General features: G+C 42.9%; 11 protein-coding genes and 1 tRNA gene. 7 read left to right on the top strand and 5 right to left on the bottom strand.

Annotation, left to right across the window (positions count from 1 at the left end; translation table 11 throughout):
* Nucleotides 1-2: 2 nt before the first annotated feature.
* Nucleotides 3-75 (bottom strand) — tRNA-Gly (locus Q4591_RS14940).
* Between the two features lie 128 nt (nucleotides 76-203).
* Nucleotides 204-749 carry an oligoribonuclease gene (gene orn / locus Q4591_RS14945; RefSeq protein WP_102439938.1) on the bottom strand — a complete coding sequence of 182 codons (546 nt, stop codon included), beginning with the start codon at nucleotides 747-749 and terminating at the stop codon, nucleotides 204-206.
* Nucleotides 750-862: 113 nt separating this feature from the next.
* Here orn and rsgA point away from each other — a divergent pair, with 113 nt between their 5' ends.
* The 5 genes from rsgA to Q4591_RS14970 all read left to right on the top strand — a co-directional run bounded on the left by rsgA (nucleotide 863) and on the right by Q4591_RS14970 (nucleotide 7775).
* Nucleotides 863-1918, top strand: coding sequence for a small ribosomal subunit biogenesis GTPase RsgA (rsgA, locus tag Q4591_RS14950; RefSeq protein ID WP_303461730.1), 1056 nt, complete (start codon nucleotides 863-865; stop codon nucleotides 1916-1918).
* A gap of 66 nt (nucleotides 1919-1984) precedes the next feature.
* Nucleotides 1985-2845 carry an archaetidylserine decarboxylase gene (asd, locus tag Q4591_RS14955; RefSeq protein WP_102439940.1) on the top strand — a complete coding sequence of 287 codons (861 nt, stop codon included), beginning with the start codon at nucleotides 1985-1987 and terminating at the stop codon, nucleotides 2843-2845.
* A gap of 35 nt (nucleotides 2846-2880) precedes the next feature.
* The gene (locus tag Q4591_RS14960; protein WP_241903573.1) at nucleotides 2881-3771 is read left to right on the top strand and encodes a DMT family transporter; all 891 of its coding nucleotides are present in this window, start codon (nucleotides 2881-2883) and stop codon (nucleotides 3769-3771) included.
* Nucleotides 3772-3823: 52 nt separating this feature from the next.
* Nucleotides 3824-7027, top strand: coding sequence for a mechanosensitive ion channel domain-containing protein (locus Q4591_RS14965; protein WP_303461732.1), 3204 nt, complete (start codon nucleotides 3824-3826; stop codon nucleotides 7025-7027).
* 4 nt (nucleotides 7028-7031) lie between these two features.
* Nucleotides 7032-7775, top strand: a complete 744-nt coding sequence (locus tag Q4591_RS14970; protein WP_102531741.1) for a glycerophosphodiester phosphodiesterase — start codon at nucleotides 7032-7034, stop codon at nucleotides 7773-7775.
* A 32-nt stretch (nucleotides 7776-7807) separates the two neighbouring features.
* On the opposite strand, the gene Q4591_RS14975 is transcribed toward Q4591_RS14970, so the two are convergent.
* A complete protein-coding gene (locus Q4591_RS14975; RefSeq protein WP_303461735.1) occupies nucleotides 7808-8140 on the bottom strand; it encodes a DUF3392 domain-containing protein in 333 nt (110 codons plus the stop codon).
* A gap of 35 nt (nucleotides 8141-8175) precedes the next feature.
* Here Q4591_RS14975 and Q4591_RS14980 point away from each other — a divergent pair, with 35 nt between their 5' ends.
* Nucleotides 8176-9102, top strand: coding sequence for a D-2-hydroxyacid dehydrogenase (locus Q4591_RS14980; protein WP_303446487.1), 927 nt, complete (start codon nucleotides 8176-8178; stop codon nucleotides 9100-9102).
* Nucleotides 9103-9481: 379 nt separating this feature from the next.
* Nucleotides 9482-9676 carry a bacterioferritin-associated ferredoxin gene (locus Q4591_RS14985; protein ID WP_076539068.1) on the top strand — a complete coding sequence of 65 codons (195 nt, stop codon included), beginning with the start codon at nucleotides 9482-9484 and terminating at the stop codon, nucleotides 9674-9676.
* Nucleotides 9677-9806: 130 nt separating this feature from the next.
* On the opposite strand, the gene parC is transcribed toward Q4591_RS14985, so the two are convergent.
* Both parC and Q4591_RS14995 read right to left on the bottom strand, forming a co-directional pair.
* Nucleotides 9807-12098 carry a DNA topoisomerase IV subunit A gene (parC, locus tag Q4591_RS14990; protein ID WP_303461737.1) on the bottom strand — a complete coding sequence of 764 codons (2292 nt, stop codon included), beginning with the start codon at nucleotides 12096-12098 and terminating at the stop codon, nucleotides 9807-9809.
* An 18-nt stretch (nucleotides 12099-12116) separates the two neighbouring features.
* A complete protein-coding gene (locus tag Q4591_RS14995; RefSeq protein ID WP_241901088.1) occupies nucleotides 12117-13172 on the bottom strand; it encodes a sorbosone dehydrogenase family protein in 1056 nt (351 codons plus the stop codon).
* Between the last annotated feature and the right edge of the window lie 23 nt (nucleotides 13173-13195).

Raw genomic sequence — 13195 nt, forward strand, 5'->3', positions numbered from 1 at the left:
GGAGCGACATATCAGGTTCGAACTGATGACCTATACCTTGGCAAGGTATCGCTCTACCAACTGAGCTAATGTCGCATTTTGGTGTTTCAACTTTCAAACTTCAACCTCTTGCAGTAATGACTCTTACTGTAAAAAGTTGAGGCCGCATTATATGTAATATTCACTACACTGCAACCCTTATTTCAAAAAAAAAGTCTGATCGGTTAAATTTTAAATACTTCGCGGCGATAAAACTGCAATTCTTCGATAGATTCTTTGATATCTTCTAAAGCTTGGTGGGTATTCTTCTTAGTCAGCCCATCCATCACTTCCGGTTTCCAGCGCTTGGTAAGCTCTTTAATCGTACTGACATCAATATTGCGATAATGGAAGAACTCTTCCAGCTCCAACATGTACTTGTTCAAAAAGCGGCGATCTTGGCCAATGGTATTGCCACACATAGGTGACGCACCTTTTGGCACATACTGCTCTAAAAAGGCAATCGTCTGTCTAATGGCATCTTCTTCAGTGTATGAACTCGCCTTTACGCGATCAATTAAACCTGATTGTCCATGGTGAGTTTGATTCCATTCATCCATACCGGCTAACACTTCATCTGATTGATGAATCGCAACCACAGGGCCTTGGGCTAATACGTTTAACTCTTGATCTGTCACAATAGTGGCAATTTCAATTACACGATCGACGCTAGGTTCTAGACCCGTCATTTCTAAATCAACCCAAATTAGATTGCTTGAGTTTACAGCCATAATATCTGCCTTATTCTGTCAAAAGCCCATAATTCAGGCTTTTTTATTAAAGAGGGTGTATCATACTGTTTTTTTAAGCGACACAAAAACACCAAATTAATGAAGATTAGCCTGTGAGTAAAAAGAAACCACTTAGCCAAGGTCAAAAGCGCAGAATGCGCGACAATCAGAGTAAGCGCCTAAAACGCAAAGACACACAAGATTCTGCTAACGAGTTACAGGATAGTCTACTAGGGCCTGAACAGCAGGGTATTGTTATTTCACGTTTCGGTCAGCATGCTGATATTGAAACCGAAGATGGCACTGTCGCCCGTTGTAATATTCGCCGTAATATCACTAGCCTTGTAACCGGTGATAAAGTGCTAGTGCGCCTTGCCAATGAAACCGATCGTGGTATTGGGGGCATTGTTGAAGCGGTTCATCCACGGATTTCGTCGCTAACTCGTCCAGATTTATATGATGGCGTAAAAATCATTGCTGCCAATATTGATCAAATTTTGATTGTATCGTCGATTTTACCCAGCTTTACCACCCAAATTATTGACCGCTACTTGGTTGCCGCTGAAGACACCGATATTCCACCAGTCATCATTCTTAATAAAATGGATTTATTAACCGATGACAATCGTGAAGAAGTCGAAGTGGCATTAGAGCGTTACCGCCAGATTGGTTACCCCGTCTATATGGTCAGTAGCCATACTGGTGAAGGTGTTGATCAAATAAAAGCCTTACTTGCTGATAAAATTAGCGTATTTGCAGGGCAATCAGGTGTAGGTAAATCATCGCTGATTAATGCACTGATGCCTGATGCAGAGCTAACAATTGGCGATGTATCCAATAACTCAGGCCTAGGTCAGCACACTACAACGACGGCAAAGTTACTTCACTTTCAAAGTGGCGGCGACTTAATTGACTCTCCAGGTGTACGAGAGTTTGCGCTATGGCACTTACCTGCCCCGCGCGTAGGCTGGTGCTTTATTGAATTTAGAGATTACATCGGTACCTGTAAGTTTAGAGACTGCAAACATGGTGATGATCCAGGTTGCGCCTTGCAAGCGGCGCTAGCTGATGGGAAAATAACCCAAGATAGATTTAGTAATTACCAGCGCATTATTGCCAGCCTAGATGAACAGCGACATGCTCGCCACTTCCGCGCCGCTGACGAGTAACTTCGCTGACGTACAAATATTAACTGTTATATTATAACAACCTCAACAACTCAAAAGGGTATTCAATTGGACTCTGTTAAAATTGCTTTGCAATACATCTTACCTAAACACTTACTTTCACGTCTTGTGGGTAAACTTGCTGCCGCTGAAGCTGGCGCAATCACCACTGCAGGTATTCGATGGTTCATCAAGCAGTATAAAATTGATATGTCTGAAGCGGCTCAAAGTGAGCCTGAAGCCTATAAAACATTTAATGCCTTTTTTACCCGCGCATTAAAACCGGGTCTTCGCCCAATTGTTGAAGATGCGAAAACAGTCGCTCACCCTGTTGATGGCGCAGTAAGTCAATGTGGTCCAGTACAAGCTGGCAAAATTGTCCAAGCAAAAGGCCATGACTACACCACCTTAGCCCTGTTAGGCGGTCAGATTAAGGATGCTGAACGTTTTAATGATGGCGAGTTTGCAACGATTTATTTAGCACCCAAAGATTATCACCGAATTCACATGCCAATCACTGGCACCTTGTCGAAAATGACTTATATTCCTGGTGATTTGTTTTCGGTTAACCCGTTAACTGCGCAAAATGTACCAGGGCTATTTGCCCGTAACGAACGTGTTGTCGCTATTTTTGAAACTGAAGTAGGCCCACTTGCCATGGTATTAGTTGGCGCAACGATTGTGGCAAGTATTGAAACTGTTTGGGCAGGCACAGTGACCCCGCCTTGTGGTAAGCAAGTCTTCACATGGGATTACCCAACTGAAGGTCCTGAAGCACTGACGTTAGAAAAAGGCGCCGAAATGGGCCGCTTTAAGTTAGGCTCTACCGTAGTAATGTTATTTGCTCAAGACGCTATTGAAAGCTTTGCCGAAGGCGTTGAGCCAACGCAAACCACACGCATGGGTCAAGCCTTCGCTCATTTAAAGTAATCGTTATTGCCCACAACATGGTTAGTTGAACGAGTATGATGCCAACAGGCGCTTTCAAAGGATCGAATCCAAACTCAGGGTTAATTCAATTGCATATCGCAGTACTGCTATTTGGCGGTACTGCACTATTTTCTAAAATTATCCCCCTCAATGCGCTAGACATCACAGTACTGCGTTGTGTTATCGCCTTTTTTGCACTTGGCTGTATCGTCAAATTAAGCAAGAAAAAGCTACAATTACAGCAATTCAAACATTACTTAGTCGCCCTAGGCCTCGGTATTCTTGTTAGCTTGCATTGGGTGACCTATTTCGCCTCAATGCAACTGTCATCAGTTGCCATTGGCATGATTGCTTTTTTCACCTACCCCGTCATGACTGTGCTTATAGAGCCGCTAGTCAATAACACACGGCTTAAATTAGTGGATGTTATTTCAGGTTTAGTGGTATTAATCGGAGTGATGTTACTTATTCCCGAGGCCAACCTCGAAAATGATGTCACCTTAGGCATTGCTACAGGTATTTTATCTGCTGCGTTATTCACTGGCCGCAATTTGCTCCATAAACGCTACTTCAGTGGTTATAGCGGCCCTCAGGCTATGTTTTATCAAACATTCGTAGCTGTAGTCGTGTTAAGCCCGTGGTTAGAAGTGGAATTAGATACTATCAAGGCTGAAATGTGGACAACAATTGTCATTTTAGGGGTATTTTTTACCGCTGCCCCCCACGCCTTATTTGCCTCAGCGCTGCGTCAATTAAGCGCTAAAACTGTCGGACTCGTCTCATGTCTGCAGCCCTTTTATGGCACGGTATTAGCCTTGCTATTGTTAAATGAGCAAGTCAATGTCACTACCACTGTGGGAGGGTTGATTATCTTAGCCACCGCAATTTTCGAAACTCAGCAAAATCATAAAAAAAATAAAGCGTAAACTCAGGTTTTTGTTACCATTGTATTAGTCCCTCTTAAGTAATCATCCAACTATGATACGTATTGCGGTTTTATTGTTCTGTATTATTTCTTTTACTGCCTCTGCAACCTCTCCGCTGCAGTTAGACAAGCGCTTGGGCTTTGCTAAAAATACCAATACAATCGCGGTTGTGGACATTCCAACTCAAATAGACAATGTCCAGCAAAGTATCACAAGGCTGCGTAATGAAGCCCAAAGCTATGATGATCTTGAGTCGACAAGTGCTGGCACAATCAACAGCATTACTGCAAAAATCAATCAGCCCGCAGCGCCAATCATCATCAATGACGATGTTGATATTAGCCAACAAGCCTCAATGGCTTACTACCATTTATCAGAGCAAAAACAATCCGAAAATGATTTAAGCTTGCAGTTAGTTGAGCTTAATAAAAGACAAACAGCCTTACCCACCTTAATACGCCAAGCCAAAGAAGCCTTAAATCAGCATAAGCGTGCCCGACAAGCGCCTTTGGATACCCCTTTAGGCAAGCTGCAAAGCTTACAAACTGAGTTACTTGAGCAACATATCGCAACCTTATCTTCTGAGCTCTCCAGTGGTCCTAAACAAAAACAAATCGTGCAACTGCAATTACAGCTTTTGCGCTTAGAGCATGCCCAGCAAGAGCGATTAATTGAGCAGTTAAACCAAAAAAACAATCAATATCGCCAACAAAAAGCCGCCAATACCATTGCCAACAACCTGATTGATGAGCAACAACTTGCCGATGAAGCCTCGCAAGAGATAAGCGCACAAAATCAGCAGTATGCTGACGAATTAATCCGTATAAATAATGCCATTTCAGACACCATCGAGTTGCAAGAAAAAGCAGAGAAACAATACCAATCCCATGCGCTACAGCTGGCTAATGTTGAGGAGCAAATCACCTGGGTAGAAACTAACTCTGCATTTGGCGACCGTTTTTTACAGATGCTGCAGTCCTTACCTAAGCCGACAAACCAAGATAAATTACTGGCATCCGTTGCTGACTCACGCCTAAAGCGTTATCAGGCTGAGCAACAAAAAGCGTTAAATAAGCAACAATTGAGCAATCAGAAGTATCTTAATAATACCCAAGTAAAATTACTTACCTCTCAGCAAAGCCTAATCGAACAAGTAGTACAAAGCTATGATGTATACCTCAATGAGCAAGCTAAACTGCGCAATAGTTATGAGCAGCTAACACAGATTTATCTTGATCTTAAAAACACCCTCAATGAACATTTATTTTGGGTTCCCAATGCGGCGGCAATATCCGGTTTGTGGCTTATTGACTTAAAGAATGCCACCGTATGGATGATGCAAACCCAACAAGGGCAACTGCTTAAACAAGCGTGGGCAGAGCAAAATATATATTGGGCTTGGTGGGTGATCACCTTGATATTGTGCTTAATGGCCCAGGATTTATTGACGCCTAAATTTAATAGAACCATTGAACATTATGGTCAATATGTGGGTAACGTAACCCAAGATAAATTCAAATACACCGCTAAAACCTTAGCGCTAACCTTATGTTATTCACTAGTAAAACCATTACCGGTACTACTTGCTGGATGGATTTTATTTGCCTCAGAACTGAACTTGGTGCATGCAATTGGGGTTGGCGTGTTATCTGTGGGTGGCAGCTACTTGGTGTACCGAGTCTTTGCATTACTTGCCTGTGATAATGGCATTTTAGTCTGTCACTTTAGAAGACCTGAAACCTTAATTAGGCGCCTTCAAGAAAAAACCCTGCGCTTTATTGTCTTAAGCTGGCCATTAATTGGCATTATCGGTTTTACTGAAGCCCTTGATAGCTCGCTTATTCGTAACAGTATTGGTCGTTTGGCATTTTTCTTATTCACCATCTCGCTATTGATGCTATATAAAGATTTATATGCCTTTATTAATGATTTTCGTGCCAACGCCAATGATGGCAAGAACATGAAATTACTCCATAAAGTCATTTGGGCATTTTTAATCACAGTGCCTTGCGCCAGCATTGTTTTCGCCCTAATAGGTTACTATTTTAGTGCCTTTCAAGTATTACTGCAGCTGCAATTAGCCTTATTGCTAGGCTTAGGCTTTTTATTGTTGTACCAACTACTAAAGCGTTGGATGCTAATCGAGCGCCGTTTAATTGCCTTTGATCGCGCTAAAACCAAACGAGCAGAAAGACTGGCGCAACGTGAGCGTGGCGAACTAAATAATACCCCAGATGTCTCTGAAAACTATGAAGAGCCCAAAGTCGACCTGGAAACTATCTCGAGTCAGTCGCTGGGGTTAGTACGTTCGCTATTGATTTTAGCCTTTTTTGCTAGTTTACTTGGGCTTATTTCTCAAACCCATACTGCACTGTTTTCTTTCCTTGATGGCATTACCTTATGGAGCACCCATTCGGTAGTTAACGGTATAGAGCAGCAAATTCCGATCACCTTAAAGTCAATTCTGTTTGCCTTTATCACCGTTGGCTTTTCCGCCATGATTGCTAAAAATCTGCCGGGTTTACTAGAGCTGACCATTTTACAACGATTAGAGCTATCGCCAGGTACAGGGTTTGCTATCACCACCGTAAGTAGTTACGTGGTGGTATTTCTTGGCATGTTAATCGGGTTTTCCACCGTCGGGGTTGAATGGTCGAAATTACAATGGCTTGTTGCAGCGCTATCGGTGGGCCTTGGTTTTGGCTTACAAGAAATTTTTGCTAACTTTATTTCTGGTTTGATTATCTTATTTGAAAAACCGATTCGAATAGGCGATACGGTGACCATTCGCGACTTAACCGGCACCGTCAGCAAAATTGAAATTCGAGCCACAACCATTGTCGATTGGGACAGAAAAGAGATTATTGTCCCCAATAAAGCCTTTATTACCGAACAACTGGTCAACTGGTCGTTATCTGATCCTATTACCCGAGTTATCGTTTATGTGTCAGTGCAGCGTGATGCAGATCCATCAAAAGTTGAAGCCTTACTCCATCAAGCAGTAAGAGAATGTGACTTATCATTGACCTTCCCTGAGCCTGAAGTCTGGTTTGCAGGTTTTGGCCAGCACACCCAAGATTATGAAGTCAGATCCTATGCTAAAGACATGAACGATCGTTGGCCCTTAAGGCATAACCTTCACAAACGTATTTGTAAAAAACTAAAAGAAAACCAAGTTGAATTGGCGTACCCACAAATGGAAATCCATATCAATAATGGTCAGAGTCGTGAATTTAATAAAATTATCAAAGGTTAAATAAATGCTGATTTTTGCTCACCGCGGTGCGAGTGGTTATGAAGTAGAAAACACCCTTGCGGCAATGGAAAAAGCACTGGCGTTAAAGGTTAGTGCCATTGAACTTGATGTTTATAATGTGGAAGGGCAACTGATTGTATTTCATGATCGCCGCCTAGAAACCAAAACCTCAGGACAAGGGTTAGTGCATCTAAGTAGCTTAGACACTATCAATAATGTGACTATCAAGCAGCATAAACTACCGACGCTATGGCAAGTCATGGGCCTGATTAAAGGTCGCTGTATTGTCAATATTGAGCTTAAAGGCTATCACACCGCCGCGCCTCTTATTGCTTGCTATAACGACATGATTGAGCAGCTTGGCTTTAGCCCAGATCAGCTACTGATCTCATCATTTAATCAGCCTTACTTACTCGAGGTTAAACAACATCTCCCCCATGCTAGAGTGGCACCCATTTTAGCGGGCGTGCCGCTAAACTATGCTGAATCAGTATCAGCCCTTGATGCCTATTCTATCCATGTTGATATACATTTTGTCACCCATAAAATGGTCAATGATGCCCATCAACGCGGCGCTAAAATTTATGTCTACACCGTCGATAATGCCGAAGACATTCAAGCTTTGAACGCCATTGGCGTAGATGGGATATTCAGTAACTATCCCGATAAAGCCGCCGAAGTAATCCAGCAATTAAATCAACAAGACACTGATTCTCAAGCAACTGACCACCATTTATACTTTGGCTAAATACCCCCTAAAGCAACAGGCAAGTGACACCGTTAAACTTGCCTGTTTCGTTGCGCCCAAGCGCCAACAGCAAAAAATGCCACCAGTAGCAGTAACAGCATCCATTGTGAAGGCATTGATTTAAGTTGCCTAGCTAACCACGGGCTAACGCTGACAATCCCTAAGCCGTAACCAAAAGCATTCACCAGTACAAATACCCAAGTTCGGACAAAAAAGCCCTGACCCGATAACGCCTTGCGTAATACCCGATTAATATCGGTGGCAAACACCACAATACAACAGGCCACTAACGCAGTGGCAATTTCACTCATCCACGGATGAAGCATTGCGCCAAGTTTGGCGATAAATGCTATGATTTGACTCATTAACAACCTCAATTTAATCAGCTTACGGGGATTTTATGGCGCACAAGTTATTATTGTTAACCCAAGATAACGACAGGTTTCGTCAATTATTAGCGGCTCACCACCTCAAGGATCTGACAATTCTAGGCGATGAGCCTAGTAGTATTACTGAGGCTGATATCTGGTTTGCAGAGCCACATCTTGCGGCGCCATTACTTAACTTAGGTCGCAACTTAACTTGGATGCAATCCACTTTTGCTGGTGTTGATCGCCTTACAGGTTCTAGACAACGACGGGATTACGTCCTAACCAATATCAAAGGGATTTTTGGCCCTTTGATGAGTGAATATTTATTTGGTTATTTACTTGCCCACCAGCGAGAGCATGCAAAATATAAACAACAGCAGCAACATAAGCAATGGATCCCTGGTAGCTACAGAACCTTACAAGGCCAAGGCTTACTGTTACTCGGTACCGGCTCGATTGCCCAGCATATTGCTAAAACGGCGAAGCATTTCGGCATGACGGTTACCGGCCTGAGTCGTAGCGGCGAGCCAAAGGCGCATTTTGACCATGTTGATACTATTGAGCACTTAGCTAACTATTTGCCTAGTGCACACACCATCGCCAGTACGCTACCTAGCACCTTAGAAACTGAGAATCTATTAAGCAAAACCATGCTGGCATTACTACCTGATGAATGTGTGCTGTTCAACCTTGGCCGCGGAAATGTGCTCGATTTAGATGCCTTAGCTGCGCAATTACTCAATAAGCCACAACAAAACGCAATCCTTGATGTCTTTAATCAAGAGCCATTGCCCGCAGACCACCCTATTTGGCACTGCCCTAATGCCATTATCACCCCCCATATTGCCGCCCCAAGCTTTCCTGAACAAGTGGTAGAAGTGTTCGTTGAAAACTTCCATTTATGGACAACACAGCAACCTTTAAAGCATCTGGTCGATTTTTTTAAGGGCTATTAATCTTTATTATTAACCGCCAGCATAATGCCTAACAATTAAGTCATACTGTAATTTAAATCTCATGGATGAGCTGATATTGAATAAAAGTAACCCCCTCTGGAGTCTAAATCCTCCCGACTTGAAAACCCTAAGACCTCTTCCTTTTAATCCAATTGATAACGCCGATATTGGCATTAAACTCCCATTGCAGCAGTAATTGTGAGCAAGTTAGCAATTTTTAATAACTAATATTCTTGGCACCAATTAAGAAATTGATAAAAAGTTATTAGCAATGAGAACGGTTTTCATTTAGAATTGCATTATAGTCAACGAGCGATCATCTCTTAGCCTTATGAATTGTCTAAGTTAAGATATGAATCAGATTAATTGAAGAGGCTTTATGTACGTTTGTCTTTGTCACGGAATTACTGATACCCAAATTAAAGAAGCGGTAAGCAAACATGGCGATAGCTCTTTAGCTGACGTTAAAAAACGCTTAGGTGTTGCTGATCAATGTGGTAAATGTGCACGTATGGCGAGCAACATTATTCAGGCTCAAGTTGACGTAGAACCTAAATTTTACGAAGTGGCGTAAGCTGTTGCTAAAAAGCAAGGCTAACTCAAGCCTTAAGTTCATCCTCAGGTTAAAATCAAATTCTCATAAAAAATGCTGCCCATTGGCAGCATTTTTTATGTCTTTCTTTTATGGCTATTCTGCTGCGCGATTAATCGCTTGATGGCTCAATGTCAGCATCCGTTTGCGCACCGAGCTCGATATCAACACTATCGACCCGTTGTAAACCACGAGGTAGTTTCGCGCCTCTACGGCCTCTCTCACCACGATAATGCTCAAGATCAGATGGTTTTAAAGTTAGCTTACGTTTACCAGCCCACAGGGTAACTGACGCCTCTTGTGGAATAACATCAAGATGGATCAATAGCTCTTCTCTGCTCTTAGCGCGATCCGTTGGGATACCAATGATCTTGTTACCCTTACCTTTCGATAACTGCGGCAAGGCATCAACATCAAAGATAAGCATTCGGCCTTCATTGGTTATCGCCATAATTGACTGAGGCACGCCTTTTTTAACCAATTTAGGCACTAAGGACTGCGCATTCGCAGGCAGGCTTAATAATGCTTTACCAGCCTTATTACGACTCACCATATCTGCATAAGAGCCGATAAAACCGTAACCGGCATCACTGGCTAATAAATAGCATTGTGAATCAACGCCCATCAACACATGGCGCATTACCGCCCCTGGCGCTAAATTAAAGCGTGTCGTGATTGGCTCACCCTGACTTCTAGCAGAAGGTAGCGTATGTGTATCGGTTGCAAAAGCCCGCCCTGTCGAGTCGATAAACACTGATGGCTGATTACTCTTACCGCTGGCACTACATAAGAAGCTATCACCGGCTTTATAATTTAACCCTTCGCCATCAATATCATGACCTTTCGCGCAGCGTACCCAACCTTTGTCAGATAACACTACGGTCACTGACTCTGCTGGGGTCAACTCTTGCTCAGTTAAGGCTTTTGATTCAATACGCTCAATGATAGGCGAGCGGCGATCATCGCCATAGGTTTCACCATCTTGTATGAGCTCTTTTTTAACTAAGGTTTTTAAGCGGCGCTCAGAACCCAAAATAAGTTGCAGCTTATCGCACTCTGCAGCTAACTCTTCTTGCTCACCTTTAATTTTAAATTCTTCAAGCTTGGCCAAATGACGTAACTTAAGCTCTAAAATCGCTTCGGCTTGCTTATCTGATAAATCAAACCGTGACATTAACTCTTTTTTCGGCTCATCATTGAAGCGAATGATCTCGATGACTTCATCAATATTTAAGAAGGCAATCATCAAAGCATCAAGAATATGCAGCCTTGCAAGTACCTTATCAAGACGGTATTGCAAACGACGGGTCACGGTTGAGATGCGGTAACTGAGCCACTCAGTTAGCATCTCTTTCAGGCCTTTAACCCTTGGGCGACCATCAAGGCCGAGCACATTTAAGTTAACTCGAAAGCTCTTTTCTAAATCCGTAGTGGCAAACAAATGCGCCATTAACTGATCGCAATCAACACGATTTGAGCGAGGCACAATGATTAATCGTACTGGGTTTTCGTGATCAGATTCATCACGTAAATCTGCCACCATCGGCAACTTTTTAGCCTGCATTTGGTTAGCAATTTGCTCTAAAATCTTGCCGCTACCAGCTTGATGTGGCAAACAAGTAATGACAATTTCGCCGCTATCAATCTCGTAAACCGCGCGCATTTTAATCGAGCCACGACCTGTTTCATAAATCTTGGCAATGTCTTTACTTGGGGTAATAATTTCAGCTTGGGTCGGATAATCTGGCCCTGGTACCAGCTCCATTAGGCGCTCAAGTTCCGCTTTAGGATTATCCAATAACTCCACACACGCAGACACTAATTCACGCACATTGTGTGGTGGGATATCGGTTGCCATACCCACGGCAATACCGGTAATACCGTTTAATAAAATATGCGGTAAGCGTGCAGGCAATGATTTCGGCTCTTTTAAAGTTCCGTCAAAGTTAACGCCCCATTCAACCGTGCCTTGGCCTAATTCAGATAAAAGCACTTCTGAAAATTTTGATAAGGTCGCTTCGGTATAACGCATGGCTGCGAATGACTTAGGGTCGTCTGGCGCCCCCCAGTTACCTTGACCTTTGACTAAGGGGTAACGATAGGAAAATGGCTGCGCCATTAATACCATAGCTTCATAACACGCACTGTCACCATGGGGATGGTATTTACCTAATACGTCACCCACGGTTCTAGCAGACTTTTTAGGCTTAGATTGAGCTGATAATCCAAGCTCGCTCATAGCGTAAATAATACGACGTTGAACAGGCTTTAAACCATCGCCAATATGTGGCAAAGCACGATCCATGATTACGTACATTGAATAGTTTAAATAAGCCTCTTCTGTAAAACGGCGTAGGGGCATTTGCTCTACACCATCAAGGCTTAATTCAATCGCATCACTCATTAGTTAATATTCCTGTGATTATTCTGGCGCTTTATAAAACAAGCGATATACATTGCCTTTTAGGTCATCAGAGATGAACACTGCACCATCGGGTGCATTTATCAGGTCATAAGGTCTAGCAACGGGAAACTCACCGTCTAAAAAGCTGACGACTCTTTCGCGCTTGATAATTTGGTCATCTTCAAGGGCTAACATCACCACCTGATAACCAATTTTACTTGAGCGATTCCACGAGCCATTTTCAGCAACAAATAATTGATGATGGTAACGCTCAGGAAAATTATCACCTTGATAAAAAAGTAGGCTGGTTGGTTTTACATGCGCTGGTAATTCAAATTCTGGTGTTGAAACATTGAGGTTGTCTGGTTTCTTAAAAGAAGGCTCAACAACATTGGTTCCATGAATATAGGGAAAACCAAAATGGCTACCCTTTACGTCTATGCGGTTTATTTCATCGGCTGGCATGGTATCACCCATCCAATTTCGGCCTTGATCAGCAAACCATAATTTAGCGCTGCTCGGCGACCAGTCAAAACCAATAACCCGCCTTAATCCTGATGCCACTTGTTCGGTGTCACCCGTCTTAATATCAATGGCTAACATGCTGCTAAATGGCGCTTCTGCTTCACACACATTACACGGAGAACCAATAGAGATATACAGTCGGCCATCGGGTCCAAACTTCATCCCACGAGCATGTTTGCGCTCAACACTTGGCAGCCCTGAGTACACCTCTTTGGGTCTACCAGGACGCCTAAGGCGGTCTTCAATATCTTGATAACGTAAAATACGGTCTTGATCAGCGACATACAAATCACCGTCATGAAACGCGATAGCTTCTGGGTACTCTAAGCCTTTACCAATTAGGTAGCGTTTGTTTACCTGACCATCGTTATCAGAGTCGACTAAAGCATAAATGGTGCCGCTCTTTTTTGAGCCGACAAACAAGGTGCCGTTAGTGCCCATTGCCATTTGTTTGGCATCACCTAAATCTGAGGCATACAGTGTCAGCCCAAATCCTTTAGTCACAGTAATCATCATGGTGTCGGCTGCAAAAGCTTTAACCACAGTCATTTGTGTTAAAGCAAGCACGGACA

Origin of the sequence: Shewanella sp. 3_MG-2023 (assembly GCF_030548765.1) — a bacterium.
Taxonomy (GTDB): Bacteria; Pseudomonadota; Gammaproteobacteria; order Enterobacterales; family Shewanellaceae; genus Shewanella.

Bases quoted from the DNA above. Each gene is read 5' to 3' on its own strand.
- orn (WP_102439938.1), bottom strand. From the start codon at position 749: ATGGCTGTAAACTCAAGCAATCTAATTTGGGTTGATTTAGAAATGACG.
- Q4591_RS14960 (WP_241903573.1), top strand. From the start codon at position 2,881: ATGATGCCAACAGGCGCTTTCAAAGGATCGAATCCAAACTCAGGGTTA.
- Q4591_RS14965 (WP_303461732.1), top strand. From the start codon at position 3,824: ATGATACGTATTGCGGTTTTATTGTTCTGTATTATTTCTTTTACTGCC.
- Q4591_RS14970 (WP_102531741.1), top strand. From the start codon at position 7,032: ATGCTGATTTTTGCTCACCGCGGTGCGAGTGGTTATGAAGTAGAAAAC.
- Q4591_RS14975 (WP_303461735.1), bottom strand. From the start codon at position 8,140: ATGAGTCAAATCATAGCATTTATCGCCAAACTTGGCGCAATGCTTCAT.
- Q4591_RS14980 (WP_303446487.1), top strand. From the start codon at position 8,176: ATGGCGCACAAGTTATTATTGTTAACCCAAGATAACGACAGGTTTCGT.
- Q4591_RS14985 (WP_076539068.1), top strand. From the start codon at position 9,482: ATGTACGTTTGTCTTTGTCACGGAATTACTGATACCCAAATTAAAGAA.
- parC (WP_303461737.1), bottom strand. From the start codon at position 12,098: ATGAGTGATGCGATTGAATTAAGCCTTGATGGTGTAGAGCAAATGCCC.
- Q4591_RS14995 (WP_241901088.1), bottom strand. From the start codon at position 13,172: ATGACTGTGGTTAAAGCTTTTGCAGCCGACACCATGATGATTACTGTG.